The organism is Paenibacillus sp. Pae15, assembly GCF_024519685.1.
Taxonomy (GTDB): domain Bacteria; phylum Bacillota; class Bacilli; order Paenibacillales; family NBRC-103111; genus Paenibacillus_G; species Paenibacillus_G naphthalenovorans.
Window position 1 is genome coordinate 1 of the sequence record NZ_JALJRM010000018.1, and the last position, 23,524, is coordinate 23,524.

The 23,524-nt window shown below is 51.9% G+C and carries 24 protein-coding genes and 1 pseudogene; 11 read left to right on the forward strand and 14 right to left on the reverse strand.

Going from position 1 to position 23,524, the window contains the following annotated elements; translation table 11 throughout:
- Positions 1 to 124: 124 nt before the first annotated feature.
- The gene (locus NR121_RS15500) at positions 125 to 829 is read right to left on the reverse strand and encodes a thermonuclease family protein (protein ID WP_062407766.1); all 705 of its coding nucleotides are present in this window, start codon (positions 827 to 829) and stop codon (positions 125 to 127) included.
- A 196-nt stretch (positions 830 to 1,025) separates the two neighbouring features.
- Between NR121_RS15500 and NR121_RS15505 the strand changes: the two genes are divergently transcribed.
- Positions 1,026 to 1,454: a cell wall hydrolase gene (locus NR121_RS15505; RefSeq protein ID WP_054818020.1), complete on the forward strand. Its 429-nt coding sequence runs from the start codon at positions 1,026 to 1,028 to the stop codon at positions 1,452 to 1,454.
- Positions 1,455 to 1,932: 478 nt separating this feature from the next.
- On the opposite strand, the gene bluB is transcribed toward NR121_RS15505, so the two are convergent.
- The gene (gene bluB / locus NR121_RS15510; protein ID WP_062407767.1) at positions 1,933 to 2,571 is read right to left on the reverse strand and encodes a 5,6-dimethylbenzimidazole synthase; all 639 of its coding nucleotides are present in this window, start codon (positions 2,569 to 2,571) and stop codon (positions 1,933 to 1,935) included.
- Positions 2,572 to 2,749: 178 nt separating this feature from the next.
- Between bluB and NR121_RS15515 the strand changes: the two genes are divergently transcribed.
- Positions 2,750 to 3,691: a hypothetical protein gene (locus tag NR121_RS15515; protein ID WP_235594258.1), complete on the forward strand. Its 942-nt coding sequence runs from the start codon at positions 2,750 to 2,752 to the stop codon at positions 3,689 to 3,691.
- Here NR121_RS15515 and NR121_RS15520 read toward each other — a convergent pair.
- On the reverse strand, positions 3,686 to 4,117 hold the full coding sequence (locus NR121_RS15520; protein WP_054818021.1) for a PilZ domain-containing protein: 432 nt from the start codon (positions 4,115 to 4,117) through the stop codon (positions 3,686 to 3,688). The two genes, NR121_RS15515 and NR121_RS15520, sit on opposite strands and share 6 nt — an antisense overlap.
- Positions 4,118 to 4,324: 207 nt before the next feature.
- Here NR121_RS15520 and NR121_RS15525 point away from each other — a divergent pair, with 207 nt between their 5' ends.
- Entirely contained in the window at positions 4,325 to 4,621 is a 297-nt protein-coding gene (locus NR121_RS15525) for a YfhH family protein (protein WP_062407769.1), read from the forward strand.
- A gap of 136 nt (positions 4,622 to 4,757) precedes the next feature.
- Here NR121_RS15525 and NR121_RS15530 read toward each other — a convergent pair whose 3' ends face one another.
- From NR121_RS15530 to NR121_RS15550, 5 genes are all read right to left on the reverse strand, one after another.
- Positions 4,758 to 6,392 carry an ATP-binding protein gene (locus tag NR121_RS15530; RefSeq protein WP_062407771.1) on the reverse strand — a complete coding sequence of 545 codons (1,635 nt, stop codon included), beginning with the start codon at positions 6,390 to 6,392 and terminating at the stop codon, positions 4,758 to 4,760.
- Positions 6,393 to 6,582: 190 nt separating this feature from the next.
- Complete coding sequence (locus NR121_RS15535; RefSeq protein ID WP_054818024.1) at positions 6,583 to 6,816, reverse strand: DUF3892 domain-containing protein; 234 nt, start codon at positions 6,814 to 6,816, stop codon at positions 6,583 to 6,585.
- 57 nt (positions 6,817 to 6,873) lie between these two features.
- Positions 6,874 to 8,067 (reverse strand): ornithine--oxo-acid transaminase, encoded by a 1,194-nt coding sequence (locus tag NR121_RS15540; RefSeq protein ID WP_074728210.1) that lies wholly within the window; start codon positions 8,065 to 8,067, stop codon positions 6,874 to 6,876.
- Positions 8,068 to 8,078: 11 nt separating this feature from the next.
- The gene (gene rocF, locus NR121_RS15545) at positions 8,079 to 8,993 is read right to left on the reverse strand and encodes an arginase (RefSeq protein WP_256831449.1); all 915 of its coding nucleotides are present in this window, start codon (positions 8,991 to 8,993) and stop codon (positions 8,079 to 8,081) included.
- A 13-nt stretch (positions 8,994 to 9,006) separates the two neighbouring features.
- Positions 9,007 to 9,960 carry a proline dehydrogenase family protein gene (locus NR121_RS15550; protein WP_062410868.1) on the reverse strand — a complete coding sequence of 318 codons (954 nt, stop codon included), beginning with the start codon at positions 9,958 to 9,960 and terminating at the stop codon, positions 9,007 to 9,009.
- 211 nt (positions 9,961 to 10,171) lie between these two features.
- Here NR121_RS15550 and pruA point away from each other — a divergent pair, with 211 nt between their 5' ends.
- The gene (pruA, locus tag NR121_RS15555; protein WP_054818025.1) at positions 10,172 to 11,719 is read left to right on the forward strand and encodes an L-glutamate gamma-semialdehyde dehydrogenase; all 1,548 of its coding nucleotides are present in this window, start codon (positions 10,172 to 10,174) and stop codon (positions 11,717 to 11,719) included.
- Positions 11,720 to 11,816: 97 nt separating this feature from the next.
- Here pruA and NR121_RS15560 read toward each other — a convergent pair whose 3' ends face one another.
- Positions 11,817 to 12,560 (reverse strand): MBL fold metallo-hydrolase, encoded by a 744-nt coding sequence (locus NR121_RS15560; RefSeq protein WP_054818026.1) that lies wholly within the window; start codon positions 12,558 to 12,560, stop codon positions 11,817 to 11,819.
- A 185-nt stretch (positions 12,561 to 12,745) separates the two neighbouring features.
- On the opposite strand from NR121_RS15560, the gene NR121_RS15565 reads away from it, so the two are divergent.
- The 3 genes from NR121_RS15565 (at position 12,746) to NR121_RS15575 (ending at position 14,491) form a co-directional block, all read left to right on the forward strand.
- Entirely contained in the window at positions 12,746 to 13,093 is a 348-nt protein-coding gene (locus NR121_RS15565; protein WP_054818027.1) for a YhjD family protein, read from the forward strand.
- A gap of 269 nt (positions 13,094 to 13,362) precedes the next feature.
- Positions 13,363 to 13,980 (forward strand): stalk domain-containing protein, encoded by a 618-nt coding sequence (locus tag NR121_RS15570; protein ID WP_062407777.1) that lies wholly within the window; start codon positions 13,363 to 13,365, stop codon positions 13,978 to 13,980.
- 214 nt (positions 13,981 to 14,194) lie between these two features.
- Positions 14,195 to 14,491: a DUF1292 domain-containing protein gene (locus NR121_RS15575; protein ID WP_054818028.1), complete on the forward strand. Its 297-nt coding sequence runs from the start codon at positions 14,195 to 14,197 to the stop codon at positions 14,489 to 14,491.
- A 130-nt stretch (positions 14,492 to 14,621) separates the two neighbouring features.
- Here NR121_RS15575 and NR121_RS15580 read toward each other — a convergent pair whose 3' ends face one another.
- Positions 14,622 to 15,041, reverse strand: a complete 420-nt coding sequence (locus tag NR121_RS15580) for a DUF1885 family protein (RefSeq protein ID WP_054818029.1) — start codon at positions 15,039 to 15,041, stop codon at positions 14,622 to 14,624.
- A 145-nt stretch (positions 15,042 to 15,186) separates the two neighbouring features.
- Between NR121_RS15580 and NR121_RS15585 the strand changes: the two genes are divergently transcribed.
- On the forward strand, positions 15,187 to 16,029 hold the full coding sequence (locus NR121_RS15585; RefSeq protein WP_256831450.1) for a Cof-type HAD-IIB family hydrolase: 843 nt from the start codon (positions 15,187 to 15,189) through the stop codon (positions 16,027 to 16,029).
- Between the two features lie 47 nt (positions 16,030 to 16,076).
- On the opposite strand, the gene NR121_RS15590 is transcribed toward NR121_RS15585, so the two are convergent.
- The gene (locus tag NR121_RS15590) at positions 16,077 to 17,546 is read right to left on the reverse strand and encodes an aminotransferase class I/II-fold pyridoxal phosphate-dependent enzyme (protein ID WP_074728199.1); all 1,470 of its coding nucleotides are present in this window, start codon (positions 17,544 to 17,546) and stop codon (positions 16,077 to 16,079) included.
- 286 nt (positions 17,547 to 17,832) lie between these two features.
- On the opposite strand from NR121_RS15590, the gene NR121_RS15595 reads away from it, so the two are divergent.
- Complete coding sequence (locus NR121_RS15595; protein ID WP_373864967.1) at positions 17,833 to 19,011, forward strand: MFS transporter; 1,179 nt, start codon at positions 17,833 to 17,835, stop codon at positions 19,009 to 19,011.
- A gap of 291 nt (positions 19,012 to 19,302) precedes the next feature.
- Positions 19,303 to 19,407, forward strand: a pseudogene (locus NR121_RS25485) (transposase); the annotation flags it as partial.
- 243 nt (positions 19,408 to 19,650) lie between these two features.
- On the opposite strand, the gene NR121_RS15605 reads toward NR121_RS25485, so the two are convergent.
- A complete protein-coding gene (locus NR121_RS15605) occupies positions 19,651 to 20,379 on the reverse strand; it encodes a hypothetical protein (RefSeq protein ID WP_074728194.1) in 729 nt (242 codons plus the stop codon).
- Positions 20,380 to 20,473: 94 nt separating this feature from the next.
- Entirely contained in the window at positions 20,474 to 21,112 is a 639-nt protein-coding gene (locus NR121_RS15610) for a DUF1054 domain-containing protein (RefSeq protein WP_082660979.1), read from the reverse strand.
- Between the two features lie 460 nt (positions 21,113 to 21,572).
- Here NR121_RS15610 and NR121_RS15615 point away from each other — a divergent pair, with 460 nt between their 5' ends.
- The gene (locus NR121_RS15615; RefSeq protein WP_062407797.1) at positions 21,573 to 22,340 is read left to right on the forward strand and encodes an SDR family NAD(P)-dependent oxidoreductase; all 768 of its coding nucleotides are present in this window, start codon (positions 21,573 to 21,575) and stop codon (positions 22,338 to 22,340) included.
- Between the two features lie 110 nt (positions 22,341 to 22,450).
- On the opposite strand, the gene NR121_RS15620 is transcribed toward NR121_RS15615, so the two are convergent.
- Positions 22,451 to 23,497 (reverse strand): ABC transporter substrate-binding protein, encoded by a 1,047-nt coding sequence (locus NR121_RS15620; RefSeq protein WP_054818059.1) that lies wholly within the window; start codon positions 23,495 to 23,497, stop codon positions 22,451 to 22,453.
- Positions 23,498 to 23,524 lie beyond the last annotated feature (27 nt).

Here is a 23,524-nt window from a genome sequence, read left to right on the forward strand (position 1 = left end):
AAGTGCCTCTAAACCCTTGTGACATAAGGATTTTTTGATTATTCAGCAAGCCCTATATACATTTTTTGAATCCCCGCTTCGCAGCCATCGACGATGCGGGGAATTTTTTGTATGAAGGGAAAATTCATTCACACGCTATACCGTCGCCATCCCTGTCCAAACCGCTGCGGTAGCCGGGGTCTCCGCGGTGAAGAGGAGCTTTGCCCGCAGCCTGGACTTCAGCGCATTTGCCGTAGTAGACCTCCTCATTCCGGGATGGCTGGGGCTCGGACGAGATCTGTGCCTTGTTGTCATCGTACCCATGATCCGAGGCATAGTCTTCGATGCTCCAGATCCCGAGCCTGGCCTTCTGGGCTTTCTTCTGGATTTCCCTGAAGCGGTCCACATATTTGACATCCGGAGGAAAAACCGAGACTCTGGCTAATCCTTTTTCAAGGAGCACCTCATTGAACATTTGATCGTCTACATATACGTAGGCCAGAATGCGTCCGTACCGGTCCCGCTGGGAAACATCGCGTTCCAGCTTGACCTCCTTGCCTTCCAGCGTTTTTTTGGCGAGTGCGGAGGCTTCGGGCCCGAACGGCTGCACGGGCTTGTTCGGATGGACGGTTTCGGGCGTATCTACCAGAATCATTCGGACCGTTTCTTCTTTACCCTCCAATTCAACTTTGATCGTATCGCCGTCGACGACCCCGGTCACTTTGGCGGTGGAGAATATCTTGTTCTCTGCTGGCGAGGCGGGAGTTGAGGCGGCTTGTAAATTGCCGCACCCTGAAATTATAATCGCAGCTGCTAATACCATGGCTGAAATTCCGGACCATTTTTTCAATTCAAGCTCCTCCTTAAAAACAAAAAACGAAATAGGCAAAGCCCCTCAGGTACTACCTCAAGGGGCTTTACCGCGTTTACGGTCATGTTAAAATTACCACGAATAACCATACAGGTCAATAAACTGATCAAAGACAGTCACCTATCAGTTCCTTTTACAATATTCTAAGGTTATAAACAGTGAAGAGGTGAACCTGATGGCTGTTGTTAAAGCTAGGGATCAAGATATTGCGCTCCTTGCAAGATTACTTCGTGCCGAAGCGGAAGGGGAGGGCGAGCAGGGCATGCTGCTGGTCGGCAACGTAGGGATTAACCGCATCCGCGCGAATTGTTCCGATTTTATCGGGATCCGCACCATTCCGCAAATGATATATCAACCTCACGCTTTTGAAGCCGTACTTCACGGGTATTTTTATCAAAATGCCAGGGAGCGGGAAAAACGTTTGGCCCGAAGATCGGTGAACGGGGAACGGCATTGGCCGGCAAAGTTCAGCTTGTGGTATTTCAGACCGCCCGGAGACTGTCCTCCGACATGGTATAATCAGCCTTTTGCAGGACGCTACAAGAATCATTGCTTCTATGAACCGACAGCAGAAGAATGTGAAAATGTATACAATACGTATTAAATCGATCGATAAGCTTATGTGGATTTGGAGCCGGCGTGCTTCTTTTATGGGGGACAAAGCTCTCCAGCAACTTATTGCTGGAGAGCAATAATCAAATTGGCAGAGTTATCTTTTGCGTCTCTTTGCGTTGGCGATGGCTGCCCCTGCTCCATAAGGTCCGCAAGGAACGTGAGATGATATTGGTCCCACATTTCTTTCAATATAAGTGTGAACATGTTTAAAGACGGGGACACAGTGATGACGATTGATCACTTCAATAGGATGAATGACCTGAACAAGCTGCGGATGGTAAAAATCTCTAAAGATTTGAGTGGGTCTTTGGACAATGGGATCTGCTGGCGGGCAGCATTTACCTGGATGAGTCAATTGATATCCCTCCTTATCTGTTTGCAAACAGTATACGTAACATAGGGGGATATCGATTGTTCGTTCGCCTTGATTTTATGTTTTTTTTTGGGAAACAAGTATAGGTGCTGGTCTATTTTCCCCAAGTTTCATGATAAATGAGGTCCTTGAGGGATTTTCGTTTTTCCCAGTTTGCGGATTCCAAAATAGGCATGGACGGATATTGATCGGTATATCCAATCGAAATCAATGCGATCGGATCGATATGAGGCGGAATGTTCAGGATGTCGCGGACATCATTCTTTTTATAAAAGCTGACCCACCCCATGGCCAAACCTTCGGCACAAGCGGCCAGCCACATATTTTGAATAGCACAGGCTGTAGACATGATATCGGTTTCGGGAATCGAATTGCGTCCCAATACGTGTGATCCGCCGCGTGTGGGATCGCACGTAATGCAGATCGTGACAGGAGCCTCCTTGATTCCTTCGATTTTGAGACTCAGAAAGTGGTCCTGCCGATTCTCCTCGTAATGGATGGCTAATGCGCGTCTTTCTTTATCCGCCGCCCAAGCCAACCGCTCTTTAACCTCTTTGGAGGTTACCACAATAAAATTCCAAGGCTGCATGAATCCTACCGAAGGACCATGATGCGCTGCATCCAGTAGCCTCATGATGATTTCATCGGGTACCGGATCGGAAAGAAATGTGCGAATATCCCTTCGGGTATAGATAATCTTGTATAAAGCTTCTTTTTCGAATTCAGTAAACATCTCGCTCACCCCGTTCTGGAGGAATCTTTTTTTCTCGCTGTTTTATCATATTAGCAAGAAAACGTCTTCATTGTAAATCGGCAGATGGGTCGTGTTCTTTTGCCGGAATACCATGTGTTTCCGACAAGGCTTATGCTATAATGACAACAGAAGACAAGCTTTTAGAAAGAGGGATTTCATGAGAAATGTACCTGGGATGATGCAGCTGCCTTTCGGGGTTCCGCAAGAGCAGGGAGCGGGCATTGGAACATTGGATTGGGGCGAGCAAGAGTGGGGAACTCACCGTTATCATGTGCGGAGATTAATCCGTGAGTCCGTTCAGCTGCTTGCGAAGCCGGAGAAGGCGGCAGTGCTTGGAGCGGGTAATCACGGCGATGTGGATCTCCCGGGTCTGGCCGTTCATTTTCAGCAGGTGACTGTGCTGGATACGGAAGACAATATGCTGGAAGAATGGCTCAAAGAGACGGGAGGGCTTGCGCTAAGCCGTCTGAAATCGCTCACCAGAGTCGATTATACTTGCTTGGATCACATCTCGTTTTACGAAAAATTTGAGGAAATGCTCATGAATGGGGCTTCCGGTACGGAAATTGCGGACTACCTTCGGGATTGTGTATTCGAGGTACGGCGTTACGAGGCACTGCCTCATTTAAATAACACCTTCTCACTTGTCGTATCCTCCGGCGTTCATACCCAGTTGTTTTATATAGACGCGCTAACACAGCTTTACAGCCATTTGGAACGCTACGCGGAGCAGGACATTCGTCAAATCATTGAGGCGCTCGGTTACTTGCGCAACAGCTTGATATCCGATTATAACCGGCTGCTTCTCTCCCTGGTGAAACCGGATGGAAGAGTGGCGGTGTGGACAGATATGATTTTGCTGGATGAGGACAAGAAGTGGATTGCCGAGGAGTTAAGCCAGCCTCGGGGGGATCGGGAGCGGGCAAGGTTCCTGTTCGAGGCGTTTGGAAAATACGGGATGGAAACAGCCGTTATCGGATTGAAGGATCTTTATGACCGGATGCGTCCCGAGCAGCTGCTGTTTCGAAGCTGGGTATGGCATACGGAAACCGGAAAAACGTATATCGTTGCCGGAATGTCAGGCCATCCCCGTTCATAAGCGCTTAAATTCGAGAAGCTCCTCTTCCGTACAAAAGCTGCATCCGGGGAGAACCGTTTTGTTTCGCAGCTTGACGGCCATTTGGTTCAGTACGCCGGTCAGGGCAGCGATATCCGCTTCATTCCATGAGAATTGAATGCTGTATTCATCATGCTCTTCTTCCGATCTCATGCTGCGAACGATGGTGCCGACCGGTTTGAATTCTTTGTGCATGACGGTAAATTTCAGCTCGACGAGAAGGTTGTCGTCATCCGGCAGCGGAGTTGCGGTGCGGAAGCGGGCCCCGCCTGCGCTCAGGTCCAGCAGCGCGGCTTTGACGATTCTGTATTCAGGCATGAGGTCCTTGTAATCTATCATTTTTAATTCGGCGCACAGCGGATGCTGAAACGGTAAACGAAAAAAATGCCGCCTGTTCGCGTTGCTCATTTAACTACGCCCTTTACATAAATATATGCATACCTTATTCTCCCTTACTATACCGTAAGGGGTTTGTCCGAGGCAACAAGCACCGGCAGCCAAAAAACCGCTTTTCAATAAAGCCGCAATATTTTATAAAGGGAATATGGAGCGCCAATATCGAATACATAAGGACATTGGCGCTAAACTAAATCGATTAAGGGGTTCAGACACACTATGAAAAAGCTGTATAGCCAAATGACGCCCGAGGAACTCCAAACGGAGATGAAACTGCTTCAAGAAGAGATGCAGCGGGCTGAATTTCCGAGCCAGCGTTCGGTGTTGGAGCGCAAGTATTATGCGGCCAAGGCATATACGCTGAATCCGGCCGATTTCCCGCCCGGATTATATAAAGTAGACGGCGAACAACTGCCGTTCGAGGTACATTATGTGAATGGGATTATGGCCTGGGGAACATTGGGGCAAGAACCCGACGCCAGCTTCCCGATTTCCATGCTGACCCGTTTTTCCTAAAATGCCGTTTGCTTCTGGAACGATGAGGAAAAATCACCCTCACGGGTATGGAAACCAGCTGACGGCTGGATGTTCGGTTGGTTCGGCTGCACCATAGTGACTGGAAGCGCCGGTTGGATGGAGGCGGGGTTCAAGCTCATACGAAAATTTTTGTCCGGTTTGGCTGAATCTGCCGTTCAGCAGCTTCCGCGGCTGTAGCCGTTGGAAGGGTGATGGTGAATTTGGTTCCCATATTCGGTACGCTTTCCACTTCGATCGTTCCCTCGTGATCCTGTACGATCTTGTGGCAGATCGACAGCCCAAGTCCGGTTCCGGACTCTTTGGTTGTGTAAAAGGGGATGAAAATCTGATCAAGCTCCGACTCGGGGATGCCTTTGCCCGTATCGGTTACCTCAATGACGGCGTTATTGTTCTGCAGATAAAGATGAATATATACCGTACCTTGCTCAGGCATAGCCTCGAGGGCATTTTTGACCAAGTTCAGCAGCAGCTGCAGCATCTTGTCCTGATCCATAAACATGCAAACTCCGTGGCCTTCATCCTTAAAGCCGATTTGATGGCCCAAACGGGTGATTTCCGAATCAAGCAATGAAATGACGCGGCTAATGCAGCTTTCAATCGTTTGGATTTTATAATGGGTGACATGCGGCTTGGAGAATTGCAAAAATTCGGCGGTCAGCATGCTCATCCGGTTAATTTCATCCATAATCAGGTCGTACCAAGGCTCGATATTGTAATTCCCCGCTCTGGACAGCTGCAAAAATCCTTTGACCGTCGTCAGCGGATTGCGTATTTCGTGCGCCATGCCAGAAGCCAGCTCGCCAACTACGCGAAGCTTCTCGGAACGCAGCATGTGCTCCTCCCGCTTCAGCCAGCTTTCCCGCTTCATCATATACAAATTATGTTCGGCTACAAGAATCAGATCGTCTTTGTTCAGTCCGTCTTCAGGATAACTGGCGATACCGAAATTGATTTCGATGCCCGTGAGCTTGGGAAATTCGGAAGCGAGCAGTTGGGTGATCGTATGTATCGTTTTCTTCGGGTCGCTTGCCGTAACCACGATGGCGAATTCATCGCCGCCGTAACGGGCAATCAGGGAAGCGTCAGGGAACATAATACGGAGCAGTTCGGCCGCTTGCTTCAATATTTTGTTGACGCCCTGAAAGCCGTTCGTCGTATTCAGTGACTTTAAATTTTTGCAATCAATCAGAACCAGAATGCTGCTTTCTTTCTGTTCCACAAAAATTCCCATCTGCCGGTGAAATTCCTGAAAGTTGTATAGACCCGTTAGTAAATCGTGGGTGCTCAGGTGCTTTTTTTCATTTGTCAACAACTGCTTCTGCTGCTCGATGGCATACATATATTTCCGGAACAGATAAGCCATGAGTATGCAGCTTGCCGCGGTGAAGACGATGTCGGTTACTGTATATATCGTTACCGTGCTGTAGGTCAGTACGGCAAGGGAATAGGCTGTCATCATCCCTAAATTATAGGATAGCGCCAATGTAAGAGAAGGCGTCTTGTAAAAAATGATGCCCATATGCAGCAAATACAGCGGCAAGATCCAATGGGTTGCGCTGAAGATATGGAGCACAATCAGCAGTACCAGTTGAACGGCATGAGGTACGGGAATGATTTTGCGGGCCGCATGGGACAGCATATAAATGAAAGTTATGCCAATGAGTAAAAGAGGGCTTTCAGTTTGCTGGAAATATAGGGAGGAAGCGCAGATAAAACCAGCATAAATGACGAAGACTGTGCTACCGTTCATAATGAAACTCCAACTCCCGACTAAATCAATTGATAATATATGGATTCTGTATTTGTAAAGTAATTCCTGCCGGGTCACTATCTTTTTTTAAGCGCTTCATTTTACTTGGTTCGTCATCGTTTGATTTTTTGGGGAGATAAATCAAAAATAAGCCGGACGGAAAACCGTGCCGGCTTATTACGGGTTAGCATCAGAACCCGGGAAGGTTATCGAGATTATTGGACGGATCGCCGTCCGCATTGGAGCGCAGATGTTCATCCCCGTCCCGTCCGCGGAACACGTTGACATTCTCCAGCTGGCCGTCTTTGGCAAGCTGTTGAGCCTCCAGGTAATCCACCACTTCGCCGTTAGACAGCTTCAGGTCTACAATATCGCCGTCGCCGTTCTTGCGTACGGCAACGACGTGCCGCTTGTTTTGACTCATCGTTGATCGCCTCCTTGTTCATAGCATGCTCAGGAAGGAGGCAAATGATGCCTGCCGTTATCCGAGCACCTCGGCAATCCGGCTGTAGGCCCAATCCAGATCGGATTTGGCGATGGTGAGCGGGGGAGCCAGGCGAATGACGTTTTCATGCGTCTCCTTGCATAATAAACCTTTGTTTTTCAACTGCTCGCAATAAGCTCTGGCCGGTACGGCCAGCTCCACACCGATGAACAAACCGCGCCCGCGGATGTCGCGGATCAGCGGATTGGTTAGCTGGCGGAGAAGGCCGAGAAAGTAGTCTCCGAGCTCCAGGGAGCGTTCGGCCAGCTTCTCGTCCTGCACGACCTGTATGGCGGCTGTCGCCACGGCGCAGGCGAGCGGGTTGCCTCCGAAGGTCGAGCCGTGCGACCCCGGCTCGAACACCTCCAGCACCTCGCGGTCTGCCGCTACGGCGGAGATGGGCAGGACGCCTCCTCCCAGCGCCTTGCCGAGGATGTAGGCATCCGGCTCCACGGATTCCGCATCGCAGGCGAAGCGGTACCCCGTTCGTCCAAAGCCGGTCTGAATTTCGTCGGCGATAAGCAGTACGCGCCGCTGCTTGCAAATGGCTGCGGCCTGCTGCAGGTAGCCGGCAGGAGGGAGCACGATGCCGCCCTCCCCCTGAATCGGCTCGACAAGGAAGGCGGCCGTTCGCGGGGTGATGGCGCGTTCCAAGGCCCCCGCATCGCCGTAGGGGATGACGACAAACCCGGGGGTGAAGGGCCCGAAGCCGCGTTTGTACTCCGGATTCGAGGAGAAAGAGGTAACGGTTACCGTTCTGCCGTGAAAGTTGCCTTCGCAAACGATGATTTCCGCCTGGTCCTCGGGGACGTTTTTACGAAAGTAAGCCCAGCGGCGGGCTGCCTTGATCGCCGTTTCCACCGCCTCGGCCCCGGTGTTCATCGGCAGGATCATCGGCTTGCCGGTATAATCGGACAAGCGCTCATAGAACCCGCCCTGCCGCTCGTTGTGAAACGCGCGCGAGGTCAGGGTAACGGAGTCCGCCTGATCCTTCAGCGCGCGGATGATACGGGGATGGCGGTGCCCCTGATTGAGCGCCGAGTAGCCGCTCAGCATATCGAGGTATTTCCTGCCCTCCGGGTCATAAACCCATACCCCCTCCGCTTTGGAAATGACCACGGGAAGCGGCTGATAATTCCGCGCCCCGAACCGGTTCGTGCGGCGAATGATATCTTCCGATGTCGGTTTCATGGTGTTCCCTCCTATAAAATACGCTGCCCCAGCAGAGAAGAAATCAGCTCTGCGGCCAGCCTTGCCGTTTGGTTATCGCGTTCCAGCGCCGGATTGACCTCTACCATCTCCGCCGATAGCACGCTTCCGGCTTCGTACAGCAGCTCCAGCGCCAAATGCGCTTCGCGGTAGCTGATTCCGCCTTTGACCGGCGTTCCCGTTCCCGGAGCCTCCAGTGGATCGAGGCTGTCGATATCGAAGCTGACGTGCAGGCCGTCCGTACCCGCGGTTGCTATACGCACCGCTTCCTCCGTGACCCTGGCGATTCCCATCCGGTCGATCTCATGCATGGTGAAGCAGGTAACGCCTTCAGCGCGAATCAGCTCCTTTTCTCCGGGATCCAGCTGCCTGGCCCCGATAATGACCGTATGCTGCGGCCGGATTTTGGGAAGAAAGCCGCCGATCCGCGTCAGCCGATGATGTCCTATGCCAAGCGACGCCGCAAGGGACATACCGTGAATGTTGCCGGAAGGACTGGTGTCCGGCGTATTCAAATCCGCATGTGCGTCAAACCAGATGACGCCGATGCTTCTATAATGCTGCGCAAGTCCAGCCAGCGTGCCGATGGCGATGCTGTGGTCCCCGCCCAGCACCAGCGGGAAGCGTCCGCGTTCCAGCACGTCCTTTATTTGTACAGCGAGCGCTTCATTCACCTTTACCGCTTCATTCAGGTGCCTGGGCTCCGCCTGCGGCACGAAGACGCCGCTCTCCTTGGCGGTTGACGGGGCAGGGACCGGATCCGGAAGCTCGCAGGAATAGCCCAGCTGCCGCAGCTTCCGTTCCAGGCCGGCCTGAAGGATCGCATCCGGACCTCTCCTTACGCCTTTGCGCCCGGCACCCAAGTCGAACGGCACCCGCAGGATGGATAATTCCGGTTTGCCTCTCATAAATGGATACCTCCTATCCGTTCTGGCGTGGTGCTGACGGGCGGTCCCGCCAATTTTTCAATACAAACCACAGATTGGCCGGGCGTTCCGCCATGCGCCGGACGAAATACGGGTACCACATCCGTCCGTAAGGTACGTAACAGCGCACCTTGTAGCCCTCCCGGGCAAGCTGCTCCTGCAGCGGCACACGCACGCCGTACAGCATCTGGAATTCATACCTGCTTGCCGGTATCCCGTTTCTCCTCGCGTAGGTTTTCGTCCAGGCGATGATTTGTTCGTCGTGGGTCGCAACGGCAGTGTAGACGCCGGCATCCAAACGGACCCGAATCAGCCGCTTCATGTTGGCATTTACGTCGTCCATGCTCCGGTAAGTGAGATGCCCCAGTTCACGATAGGCGCCCTTGACCAGCCGCAGATTGACCTTCGCCTTGGTTAACTGCCTGACGTCCAGCCTGCTCCGGTATAAGTAGGCTTGTATAACGGTGCCGACGCGGGTTAAGCCTTCGGCATGAAGGCGGTGCACCATGGCTATAGTATCGTCGGTATATGGTGAATTTTCCATGTCGATGCGTACGAAGTTTGTGAGCTGTTGTGCTTTTTCAACGATATCCCGGATATGGGCGTAGCAGGCCGCCGGGTCTAAAGCCAATCCCATCTGGGTCGGCTTCAAAGAGACGTTTGAATCCAATGCGTCGTGGTGAATCCTCTCAAGCAGCGTGATATACTCTCTTTTAAACCGGTCCGCCTCCGCTAAATCGCGAATGCTCTCGCCAAGCAGGTCCAAGGTGGCGGAGATTCCCTTGGCATTCAAACGCCGAATTTGCAGCAGCGCCTCATCGGCTGTTTCTCCTGCGACGAACCGGCTTGCCCCGAGCTTCATCCCGTACCGGTGAGCCATCTTCCCGACGACCCGGTTTCCGGCGAGCGCAAGCAGAGCAGAACGGAACAGTCTGGTACCGATATCCAAACATGAACACCCTCTTTCCGATTTGCTTCTTGTACGCGGCGCGGCGGCATATATTATGTAGCAGAAGGGCAGCAGCGTTGGGCGTTGGATCTGTGAAGCCGGCGCCGCCGGCTCCGTGCTAATCCATTTTATTCGGCAAGCTCCCGAAATGAGACTTGAAATGAAGATGAGCTTTTCCGTAACATGGTAATTCTGAAGAGGAGGGATGATCATGGTAGAGCCTTTTTGCAACGAACCGTTCACGGATTTTAGCCAATCCGGGAACAGAGAGGCATTCGCAGCAGCGCTGAAGAAGGTACAAGCGCAGCTCGGCCAAGAATACGGGCTGCTGATCGGCGGTGAGAAGCTGATGACGGCCCGGAAGGCCGTTTCCGTCAATCCTGCCGATCCGACGCAGGTGATCGGAACGGTGAGCCAGGCGGACACCGCGTTGGCAGATCGGGCGATCCGTGCGGCAGCGCGCGCGTTTACGTTCTGGAAATCGGTGCCTCCGGCGGGGCGGGCGCGTCTTTTATACAAAATCGCCGCGATCCTGCGCCGCCGTAAAGCCGAGTTTTCCGCCTGGATGGTGGTGGAAGCGGGGAAAAGCTGGGCGGAGGCGGATGCCGATACCGCAGAAGCGATCGATTTTCTGGAGTTTTACGGCAGGGAAACGGAACGTTTGGCGCAGCGGCAGCCGCTTACGCGAATACCGGGCGAGGACAACGAGCTTACCTATATTCCGCTGGGTGTCGGCGTAATCATACCTCCATGGAATTTTCCGTTAGCCATTATGGCGGGATTGACATCGGCAGCCGTGGCGGCCGGCAATACGGTGGTGCTGAAACCGGCCAGCGCGACACCGGTTGTGGCTGCCAAGTTTATGGAGCTGCTTCAATTGGCCGGCCTGCCGGATGGAGTGGTCAACTTCCTGCCGGGTTCCGGACAGGAGGTGGGCGATTACTTGGTGGAGCATCCGCTGACCCGCTTTATCAGCTTTACGGGATCCCGCGAGGTAGGGCTGCGGATCAACGAGCTGGCGGCCAAAACCGCACCCGGCCAGCGCTGGATCAAGCGCGTAGTCGCCGAAATGGGCGGCAAGGATGCGATTATCGTCGACAGCGACAGTGACCTGGAGCTGGCGGCGGAGGCCATTACAGCGTCCGCCTTCGGGTTTGCCGGGCAAAAGTGCTCTGCCTGCTCCCGCGCCATCGTACATGAGAGCGTATATGACGATGTGCTTCGCAGGGTGGCAGAACGCGTAAGCCGTCTGCGTGTGGGTGATCCGTCCGATCCTGAGATTGACGTGGGGCCGGTGATCGACGCCAAGGCTCACCTTAAAATTCTCGAATATCTGGAAATTGGAAGCACGGAAGGCAGGGTAGTTTGCGGAGGCGGAGCGGGAGATGCCAAGGGATATTATATCGAGCCGACAGTAATTGCCGATGTCGACGTCAAGGCGCGGATCGCGCAAGAGGAAATTTTCGGACCGGTGGTTGCGTTTATCAAAGCGGCCTCGTTTGACCAGGCGCTCGAACTGGCCAATGATTCGGAGTACGGGCTGACCGGAGCCGTTATTTCAAGAAATAGGGCTCATTTGGAGAAGGCCCGTACTGAGTTTCATGTCGGCAATCTGTATTTCAACCGCAAATGCACGGGAGCGCTGGTGGGAGTTCATCCGTTCGGCGGCTTCAACATGTCGGGAACGGATTCGAAAGCGGGGGGACGCGATTATCTGCTTCAGTTTACCCAAGCCAAGGTCGTCTCCGAACGCTTCTGACGGGAGGGGATCTGCGACAAAACCTGACCCCGGGGGTCAGGTTTTGGAATGCACCCGTTAAGTAAGCTGCGTCCATGGCGCGGTGCAAAGAATATGCTTACGACGGTAATGGATACGTTTTGAACTGTTCTATGAAGGTCATGCGGCCCGTTTTGCCGATAAATTCAGACATGTTGTCTCCGTAGTGCATAAGCAGCACTTTTTCCTGCACTTCCTCGGGCAGAGTAAGCAGCTCGTCAAGGCAAGCGTGTACGGTACCGGGACAGAACAATTGACAGTCATGCAGAATGACTTCGCAGCCTTGTTCATGCAATCCGGTCAGCAGCGTCTTGCTAAACCTCATGTCTGCGCTGTAAAACACCTTGCCGTTGAGCAGAAAGGAGTAGCTCGCTTTACCGGGGATATGATCGGTAGGCAGCAGCTCCACGGTCAGTTTCGGATGGATGGAAGTCGGCGTTCGTTCCGCCAAAGCAGCGACTTCGAAATAATCGTTCAAGCCGACAAGGCCCTCCGCCTTGTTCTCAAGTCCTCCCCGAAGCGTATGCTCCCACAAGACGGCTTCCAGCGGAGCCGGGACGAGCAGCTTGATTTTACGTTTGAATACATACCTGTACTGAAAAGCAAGTTCTTCGAGCCCGCCTACATGATCCGCATGGATATGTGAGATGAGCACCGCATCGATCCGGTCGAGCGGAATGCCGAGCTCGTACAATGCTCTGGGAGCGGTAATTCCGCAGTCGATTAATAACGTGAAGCCGTCGGCATGAATCAATGCGTTGTTGTTGTAAAAGTTTTTGGCAAATGCGCTTCCCGTACCGATCATTTGAATTTGCAGGCTCATTCGCGATCCTCCACTCGCCTATGGCATACCAGCCGAATATTATTTAATCTACCATGTTTTTTATGAAGGATTCAAGAACATTTTGACAGGTTTTGGATCAGGAAAGAATGGGGGGATAAGGATTGAAAAACGAACATATGTTCTATATAATGAGGTAAAGATCATGAAATTTCGGGTGGGCGAATATGCGGAATAGTGCGATAGAGCTGTGGATTCATCAATATATAGTGACTTTGCATCTGCTTAAAGCGCTGGAGCTGGACCGCAAATACGCCGGAGCGATGAAGCTGTCCCGGATTTGGAACGGATTGTTCGAACGGCTGTCCATTCGGGTGGAGAGGGAGCACGTCGGCATAAAACAGCGGCTGCGCAAGAGCGGATGCCGCATCGTGCTTGAAGAAATCACGCCGGAGCGGAATTATCACGTCATGTACGTGTATCAGGGCTACGAATTTCACTGCTCGATCATGCCGGCCGTGCTCAGGGGCAAGTGTGAAGAGAAGCTGCAGGAACTGCTGGAAGCAAAGGAGTAGGCCCCGCAGACAGCACGGGGAAGACCGGGGAATTTCCCGGGCAAGCGCACGAAACGTCACAGCTCGTCAAAAAGACGGGACATCATTCGACATTCATGTTCGCGTCCTTATTGGCATATTTTGTATAATTAATCAGTGAATACCTTTATAAATAACTAGATATAGATTTTTTTTCAAAAAAGTTTGGGCTTTTCCCACAAACACCGCAACTCTTGCGAACCATCGGAGTATAAGATAACATACCAAGAACACGATGGAGGTTGCTTGAAATGAAGGTGCCGCGATTGCTGACGTTGATGCTGTCGCTTTCCCTCTTCGGGACGACAGGGGTCTACGCCAGTTCCATGTGGGGCGAGTTTGAAGGTTATGTGAAAGCCAAAGTGCTGATTAACAATGCGGAAAGACCGTTCAAGGACGGCGAGACACCCGCTTTTTTGATTAAAGGAAGCACCGTGCTTCCCGTTCGTGCCCTGTCCGAATCTCTGCAAGCTCTGGTCAAATGGGATGACGCCTCGAAGACCGTATCCATTTACAAGCCGAATGTACACATGTTTGTAGCGAAGAAAGTCAATGACGATTATTCCATTAATCAGCCGTTTGGCGGAGTCAAAAAGGGAGACCGGCTGGACTTTGCGGTATTTGCTCAAGTGGACAGCCTGACCATACCGATCCACTCCTTTAAGATTTCCATCATATCGCCTAGCGGCGAGGAAGTGGCGGTTCATGAGAAGGTCGTCGGCGGTCAAAGGGAAAGCTTCTGGTATCCGTGGCCGTTTAACGTGTCGTTTAATGAAGCCGGCAAATATGTAGTGAAATTTTCCATTAAAGATAGCGAAACGGGCAGTTATACCGTAGTCTCGGAGAAACTGATCGTTTCCGGAGAGTAGAACCGAATGAGGATGGCGCTAAACGCCGTCCTTTTTGCTTTTTTAGGGGCTGTTGTGAAGCTTGTTTTGGCGGGCCGGATTTTTGTGCGGAGCCCCGGGCTGTACACGGTAAAGAAATCCGATGATGAGGTTTTCCTTTCATTGACTTGGGACCATGGGCGTGATACGATACGAGGGAACAATATTACTTATTATGACGAAACGAGGTTTTCCCATGAGCGAACATATTCATGACGCTTCCTGCGACCATGATCATGAGGATGATATTTTTATAGTAACCGATGAAAATGGCGTTGAACACGAGATGGTTATGGTATACACCTTTGAAGCAAACGATCGGGCCTATGCAGTGCTTCTTGACCGGAATGATGTAGAGGCTGACGGTGTTATTTTCCGCATTGAAGAAGAAAACGATGAAGCCTTCCTGGCCAGCATTGAGGACGAGGAAGAGTGGGATCGCGTTGTTCAGATTTACAACGAGATCGTGGAAGAACAGCAAGAGCAGTCATAACATCCAAAGCAAAGAACCCTTCTTGAAGGCAAGAAGGGTTCTTTGCTTGAACACGGACATGCAAGAAAAAAGCAGCCTGTCTGTTACCTGCATCATCATAAGTACGTCATTTGCCGGGAAAGATCATGCCCTATTTCCGCGGATTGAAGTACATGACGCGCCCGTTGAATAAATGAAGCTCGGCTTTCCACAGCTTGGCCAAATATTTGCAAAACTCATTGCCCTTTGCTTTATCCCCATGTGTACAGTCATCCGGCAGGACGACCTGTACATAATGGCGCTCTGTACCGGCCTGTGTTTCGGAACCGACACCCATGACGATATATTTGTAGAGGGGGTTTTTTCCTTTTAAATAAAACCATTGGCCCTCCGCCTCGGGCTTCGTTTCCAGCGTATACGGAAACCCTGCATCATCGTACTCCCATTCGAGCTGACGGCCTGTAAGGGCCAGCTGATCCCGGTAATGCATCAGCTGATTCTTCAGTTCATCCAGCGTTAACGAGGAAACGGCGGACCCTTCGACGAACTTAATATAAGCGCTTTGCGCCATGATGAATGCACCTGCCTACATAATGAACTGGAAAGGTTTTCTTGTATCAAGCACCATGACCATCATAGCATTAAGAAAAACCAAATACAATACTGCTTAAGGCTTTTGCGGACAGCTGAGCAGACAGCAGGAAAAGGGGATACCTATGAACCAAAGCGGATTGTTCAGCGATTATTTGCTGGTTACGGATATGGACGGGACGCTGCTGAACAGCGAAAAGGACATTAGCCCGGAGAATCTAGCCGCAATCGAGCGGTTTACGCAGCACGGCGGACGGTTTACCCTGGCAACGGGGCGCATAGCGTCTTCCGTCAGGCGCTATGTCAACCGGCTGCCGGTCAACGCTCCGGTCATTCTTAGCAACGGTGCCGTCATCTATGATTACGAACGTGAGAAATCGCTGTGGATGAGGACGCTGCCTGCATCCTGCAGAAATGTGCTGAAGCGGGTCTTGGAACGGTTTCCGGAGCTGGGCGTTGAAATATACGCCAGGGACGGCCATGCGCCCTATATTTTGCAGGACAACGATACCACGGAGCGCCACCGGCGGATTGAGGGGTTTGCCCTGCAGACGATTCGGTTAACCGATGCACTGTCTGAGCCTTGGATCAAAATACTGTTCGCCTGGGAACCGGCATGGCTGGATGAAGTCGCTGCGGCCGTGAACGAGCTTACAGGGGATGCGGAGGTTGTCTGGGTCCGGTCGGACGATAAATACCTGGAGATGCTGCCGCAGGGGGCGACCAAGGGTCATGCGCTGGAGCAGCTCAGTAGGCAAGTCGGTGTTCCGATGGAGCGCTGTGTGGCGATGGGGGATCATCTGAACGATCTGGAGATGATCCGGCGGGCCGGCATCGGCATCGCCGTTGCCAACGCTCATCCGAAGCTGCTGCAGTCTGCCGTCCATTCCTGCAAGCATCATAACGAGCATGCGGTAGCCGACGTCATTGCCTGGCTGGAGGAGCGGATAAAGCAAAGAGGATGGTAAAACAGAGCAAGGCCAGCCCCAATACGGGGCGGCCATGCGGTACGTGGTTAAAAAATCGCCGGTGTTTCCACGATAACTTTGATATTTTCGATGCTGCGGTCCTCGGGTCCTTTCACAGGCAGACCGACTTCGATATGCTCCGTAATATAGTCGATCAGATCCTGGGAGATGACTTCTCCCGGCAGGAGAATCGGAATGCCCGGCGGGTACACGTAAATGAATTCCGCGATGATGCGGTCCGCCGATTCCTTGAACGGGATAATTTCGGTATCCCCGTAGAAAGCGTCGCGCGGAGACAAGCTCAGCTGCGGTATTTTCGGTATTTTGATCACCAGCTCATTCGCTTGGCGGATCGAGTAGTTCTCTTGAGAGAGTCTGCGCAGCGCGGTGAGAAGAATGTCGATGTTCTCGCGCGTATCCCCGGGGGTGACCAGGCACAAAATGTTATACATATCGCTAAGCTCGACTTCAATATTGTACTGCTCCCGGAGCCAATTTTCCGCATCGTACCCGGTAATGCCCAGATGACGCACATGGATGCTGATCTTCGTCGGGTCGTAATCGTACGTCGCTTCCTTGCCCAGAATCTCTTCTCCAAAGCAGTAAAGCCCCGGTATGCGGTTGATTTCCTCCCGAGCGTAGGAAGCCAGCTCGAGGGCCCGGTCGGCCAGCTCTTTGCCGTTCAAAGCCAAGTAGCGCCTTGCGCAGTCGAGAGAACCCAGCAAAATGTACGAGGTGGAAGTGGTCGTCAGCATACTGATAATCGTCTTGGCGCGCATGATGTTGACCCGGCCTTCACGGATATTAAGCACGGAGCTTTGCGTCATCGAGCCGCCTAGCTTGTGGACGCTCGTCGCGGCCATGTCCGCGCCTGCCTGCATAGCCGACATCGGCAGCCTGTCGCTAAAATGGATCAACACGCCATGGGCCTCGTCCACCAGCACCGGAATGTTATAGCTGTGAACGACGTCCACGATTTCTTTCAGATTGGCGCACACCCCGTAATATGTCGGATTGATGATCAGCACCGCTTTGGCATCGGGATGAATTTCAAGCGCGCGCCGTACCGACTTGGTCGTTACGCCGTGATCGATCCCCAAGGATTCGTCGCGCACCGGCTTCAGGAACACAGGCTTCGCCCCGGCGAAAATAATCGCTGCCAGCACCGATTTGTGCACGTTGCGCGGCACAATGATTTTGTCTCCTTCCGAGCAAACGGTCAAGATCATCGTCATGATGGCGCCGCTTGTTCCCTGGACGGAGAAAAAGGTGTGATCGGCTCCGAACGCTTCCGCAGCGAGCTTCTGCGACTCTTCAATGACGCCGGTGGGCTGATGCAAATCGTCGAGTGGAGCTATATTAATCAGGTCGATGGACAACGCGTTATCGCCGATAAACTCCCGGAATTCCGGGTCCATCCCGACCCCTTTCTTATGTCCTGGAATATGAAACTGCACCGGATTACGGCCGGCATGCTCCTTCAATGCGGTAAACAAGGGAGTTTTCGTTTGATCCACAGCTTATCCCTTCCCTTCTTGATCGAATTATCATAAACAAAGCGAAAAATAAACAAACAAAATGAGTATAGCAAAATGCGACAAGGATGCAAGCGGTTTTTACGAGCAATTCGGAATTTATCTCGACAAAATCTTCGGGACCTTGATAGTTTGATAATTTTGCAGGTAATTTAACCGGGGGGTTTGTCTATTTTGTTAATCTTACCCGGGTTCGTTTCCATCGACAAATAAGATGTGGTACGATAAAGAAAGAAAACTAATGCAATCGGGAGGAACCCATTACCACATGAACAAACAGCTCGCCATCATCATGGTGCTGCTGATGACGATTTTTATCGGCTTCGGTATCATCATTCCTGTACTTCCCGACGCCGTGACGGGATCGGGAGCGGAGAATTTTCATTTGGGTATGCTGCTTTCGGTTTACTCATTGGCGTCTTTCCTGATGTCCCCGGTATGGGGAGGGCTGTCCGACCGGGTCGGCCGGCGTCCGCTCATCATGATCGGCGCACTCGGATTCAGTATCAGCTTCTTGCTTTTTGGACTTGCATTGGAAAGCCTTTGGCTTATGTACGTTTCCCGCATATTGGGAGGATTGTTTTCCGGAGCGGCCACCGCTTGCGCCGTCGCTTACGTTGCCGATGTCACATCGGACGAGGACCGGACCAAAGGCATGGGTCTTGTAGGCATGTCGATCGGTTTGGGCTTTATTTTCGGACCTGCGCTCGGAGGCATACTTAGTCAATGGGGGATTCAAGTACCGTTCTTCGCTGCCGCCGCGCTGGCTTTGGGCACCTTCGTGTTCGCCTACTTCAAGCTGCCGGAATCGTTGACGGAGGAAAAGCGCAGCAAACCGCAGGAAGCCAGGGCTTCCCGTTGGAGCGCGTTTGTAGGATCGCTCAAATATTTGTATATCCTATCGTTTTTCGTATCATTCTCGCTCGCGGGACTGGAAGCGACGTTGCTTTTGTTCCAGAGAGATCAGATCGGCGCGACGCCGGCACAGCTGGGGATTATGTTTGCGGTCAGCGGCATTGTCGGAGCCTTGATTCAAGGCGGTGTCGTACGGCGTCTCATCAAAAAAGGACAGGAGGCCCGTGTGGTCGGAATCGGCCTTGTGCTTTCGGCGCTAGGTTTCGTACTCATTTTATTCTCGTCGAACCTGCTTACGGCTTCGATCTATTTGAGCGTCTTTGCCGCGGGGAACGCGCTGATCCGCCCGTGCGTCACTTCGCTCATTACACAGAAGACCCCGGTCGGGCAGGGCGTAGCGTCCGGCTTAAGCTCGTCGATGGACAGCCTGGGACGCATCTCGGGCCCGCTGTTGGGAGCGGGAATCTATGATTACAGCAACACTTTGCCGTTCCTTACCGGAGCTCTGCTGTCTGTAGGGGCGCTCTATTTGCTGTACCGCTTCATCGTGTTGGACCGAAACGGCACCCGGGCATCCGCCCAACCGCTTTAACCGACCCAATAAGCCGCCGCATCGAATGTTTCGCAGCGGCGGCTTATTTTTTTCGCGTACGGAGTAGTGAAGAGGATAAGATGCAAATCAGCCATGAAATACATAAAAAGACGGGGAGAACACCGTCAGATTGTTGGCAAAGCCCCGATTTTTTCGGGGCCTTTGTTTATATATCCTCAATATTTTCCAGACCTGCAACGCAAGGCGTTGAAATGAAGCTTAAAAGCAGAAGATCGCCTATGATCCCGCCCTCTTGGCCAGGTACGACAACATCTTTGCGGCTGCTTATCCGGGGGCGGTCGGGATAGCTGCCATCCGAAAATGCTTACGAAAATCATCGTGTACGCCTACACCCAGCGAATCTATTCCTCTCGTCAGATCGCCATGAACCAAAATTCCAACCGATTAACCGCATCATTGACAATGCGGACCAGATGCCCCGCGGGAATATCTTTTTTTCTGTATGGAAACGAGAAGTTAAGAAAACAGGGCCACCTTTGAATGGTTGCTCGCACTTCCATTTTACCAAGGTTTGGCTTCTTTTTGTTTTACAAAAATGAAAAAGGGGTACCCCCGTCACCTCGGTGACTTATGGGACACCCCCGACGGGGAGACCGTCTTTTTATGATGGATTACACGTTATTCTGTCTTTTTGTCGCCGACAGCATGCTTGCGGTCAACCATTTTCTCGATCCACGGCGTCATCTCGTCCTTGATTTTGCCGATCAGCTGCTCCTTGGTTATGCCCTTGCTCTGAGCGATCTCCGCCAACGATTTGCCGGCTTTAAGCTGCGCCTTTAACTCGTCCTCGGAAATGCCGAGAATGCCGGCCAGCTTGTCCTTGGCAGGCAATATCATATGATGCTTGCCGCCGTGCATTCGAAACTTTCCTTCGCCATTCAGCTTATGGTTCACCATAAATTTCAGGTGTTCTCCCATTTTTTGTTTCAGCTTCTCCGCTTTTTCCGCGGTTAGCTTGCCGGAAGCAAGGGCCTCATCGATTTTTTTCGTCCGTTCGGCCTGAAGCTTGGCGATCAGGTCGGCTTCGCTGATCTTTTTCTCCGCTGCAAGCTGCGCCAGCGTCTTGTCCTTCAGCGACTGCTTCAGCGTCTCCTTGTCCATACCGAGAATGGCCGCGGCTTCCTCAAAGATCGGCATCGATTTACTATGTATGCCGCGTGCTTGACCGCCTTTGTTAGCCCATTTTTTATCTTCCGCCGGTTTGTCGGTACTGCCCTGCGATTGGACGGCCGCATCGGGAGTCTCCGCCCGAACGGATTGCTTTGTGCCATAGAGCGCTCCCCCGCAGAGTACCAAGGCAAGCGTCAGGGAGGAGACGATCATTTTTTTGGCGTAAGTCTGCTTCATAGCTACATACCCTCCTTAAGTAGGTTTCGGTTTTCACCAGCTATAGGATATGCAAACAAGGTTAACCTTAGTTTAAAGCAAGCTTAGGCGGAAATTAATTTTGAATGCCTAGGGATAAATGATATAAGGGCAGCAGTTGATCAAAGGTTTCGTTGGCGAGCGCTGTGAACTTCTCCCCGTCTTGCAAAACAGGGTCGTTCTTCATGATATTGCGCCCGATCAGCAGCTCTGCCTTTTTCACGTCGCGAAACCGTTCAAGCCCTTGCTTCCATTGGGCCTCGTCCAGATCGGACAGCTTCAGCGCATCTTTTTTCATGTGATCGAACGAAAGCAGCATATCCGCCGGCAAACGCCGTTTGATATCGGAGGCCTGCTTCAGAAACTTCCCGGCAATCTCCCCTTTGTTCGGAAGCTCGTATATGAATGCAAGCCAGATGAAAACCCGGTCGTCGAACAGGCCGATCTGAAAATGCGGATGCTGCTTATAGCCGCGTTTATTATTGGCTACAGCCATCCATGTGTCTACCGGCGGATTCACTTTCCTGCGGGCATGCTTTGCAATATGAAGGAACATCTCCAGTCCCGAACGGACGGAAAGAGATGGTAACAGATCATCGCCGAGCGCTTGAAATTTGGGCTGGATGCGGGTTTGAATAGCTTTCATTCTTTCTTCCAGCCCGTCAATCGTAAACGTATCGAAATCCTCCTGGTGAAACCCCTTGAACGTGGTCATGCCGTTTCCCTCCATGCTTCCTTTTTCTCCAAACAATATATCATAATCGAGGGCAGAAGGCCACGAAACGACAGCAGGAATCGACGGTTATCGCCATTTGTATGAAGCAATGGATGGTATAATGCAACGAGGATGTATTGTAAATATTTCAAAATACATGAAAGCATAGAAGTGGGCGAGGACTTATGGGGCTTTTTATTGTGATTGTTTTAGTCATTGGTTTTGCAGGTATGATTAGTAACCAATATTCCATGTTGAGAAGAATGGAACGGATGGAAGAGGTTCTACGCGAGATAAACGATAAGTTGAAAAAATAGAGTTTTCTTAACCTTTCCCCTCAGTTCAATAAATTGCTCCGTCGTTCAAACACATTTGTGAGCAGAAATGATTTACAAGAAAGGGGAATTTGCAGTTTAATGAAGAAGAAGACCTTAGCATATGAACTTGGGAGGAAAAGATCATGAACATTGACTTGACAGGGAAAATCGCTTTGGTTACAGGTTCTAATGTGGGGATTGGCCGCGCTATTGCCATTGCATTAGCCGAAAGCGGTGCGAAGGTAGGTGTCAATTGCTTGCGCAGCGTGGACCAGGGAGAAGAAACGGTGGCAGCCATACGCGCCGCCGGAGGAGAAGCGGTGCTGGTTCAGGCGGATGTGACCGATCTGGCGCAAATCGACCGCTTAGTAAGCGAGGTCGAACGGGCGTTTGGAGGATCGATTGACATATTGGTGAATAACGCAGGCCACTTGGTGCAGCGCGTGGACAATGCCGGGATGACCGAAGAGATTTACGAGAAAATCATGAACGTAAATCTGAAAAGTACAGTATTCATGTGTAAACGGGTTCTTGCCGGCATGAAAGCGAAGGGAGCGGGACGGATCATCAACATGACATCCATTGCCGCGCATAACGGCGGCGGACCGGGGGCAAGCCTGTATGCGGCCAGCAAAGCAGCGATCATGGCCTATTCCAAAGGCTTGGCAAAAGAAGTGGCTTTCAGCGGAATTACGGTCAATAATGTATCTCCCGGGTTTATCGGAAATACGAGGTTTCATGATACCTTTACCACGGATGAAGCGCGTAAGGCTACAGTGGCCGGAATTCCGCTAAAGCGTGAAGGGACGCCTGAGGATGTCGCCGGCGCCGTACTGTATCTCGTTTCGGACTTGGCTTCCTATGTGACGGGAGAGACGATCGAAATCAACGGCGGGCTGCTTATGAGATGATGTAATGTGAGGCAGGTCCCTTTGCCGCCGAGCGCGGAATGAAGCGAAAGCGTATTCACATATGGCGCAAAAAAATAACGGAGCCGCGCAGCTCCGTTTTTCATTTTATTTTACTTGCCCTGCTTTACTTCATCCAATAAAGAGAGGTCGAGGAATTGGCTCAAGTCGAGCTCTTCTTTCTTAACATCCTTAATGTAGCCGGCATTGATGGAGACGGATGCCATTTCTTCAATCGCTTCCTTGCTCACATCTGTCGTCAGGTTCAGGTGGGAGAGCGCCGCCTTGATCAGGTTTACGTCCATCCCTTTGCCGCTGAGCTCCTTCAACCGGTTATTGATCAGCTCATACGATTTGTCGGGATTGTTCTTTATAAATTCAATCGCTTCAGCGTTGGCCTTGACCGCTTGCTTCGCCATTTCCCGGTTTTCTTTCAGGAATTTATCGCTCGCGACGAGAATGGTGAGCGGATAGTTCCCGTTGTTCGGTGGAATTTGGTCCCAAGGCACAATGACCTTGCCGATGCCTTCCTGTTCCATTTGCGTTCCCCACGGCTCAGGAATCAGCGTAGCTTCAATTTCCTTTTGGCGCATGGCGATGAGCGTGTCTGCCGGAGCCCGGGCGATAATTTGCACGCCGGATGTATCCGTCGTTACTTTCAAGCCGTTCTGCTCGAGCAAAAGACGCAGCGAAATTTCGTTCGTACTGCCCTTGGTCGGAATGGCCACAGTCTTGCCGACCAAATCCTTCACGCTGTTGATACCGGAATCTTTACCTGCTACAAGTACTGCGCCTCCGTTGTTGGAACCGGAGATGACGCGGAAATTTTTACTTTTGATATACTGGTTTGTTGCAGGACCCGGGCCTACGAAGCCGAGATCGATTTGATCCGTTGCCAATGCGGTGGAGAAGTCGGAACCGTTGTCGAAAGCCTGAACCTCGATTTTGACGTTATCTCCCCAGTACTTTTGGAACAACCCCTGCTCCAGGGCGATATAGCCTGGGGCATGCGTCACGTTCTTGAAAATGCCGAGACGAACCGTCTTGGCCGCGGCAGCGTCGTTTCCGGCATTATTCGGCGCTTCTGTTTTACCGCCGCATGCCGTTAGTGCCAGCACGCCGGACAGCGCTAATGCGAGTAGTGCGGATTTTTTTTTCATTTGTAAACCCTCTCCTTTTTGGTTGTG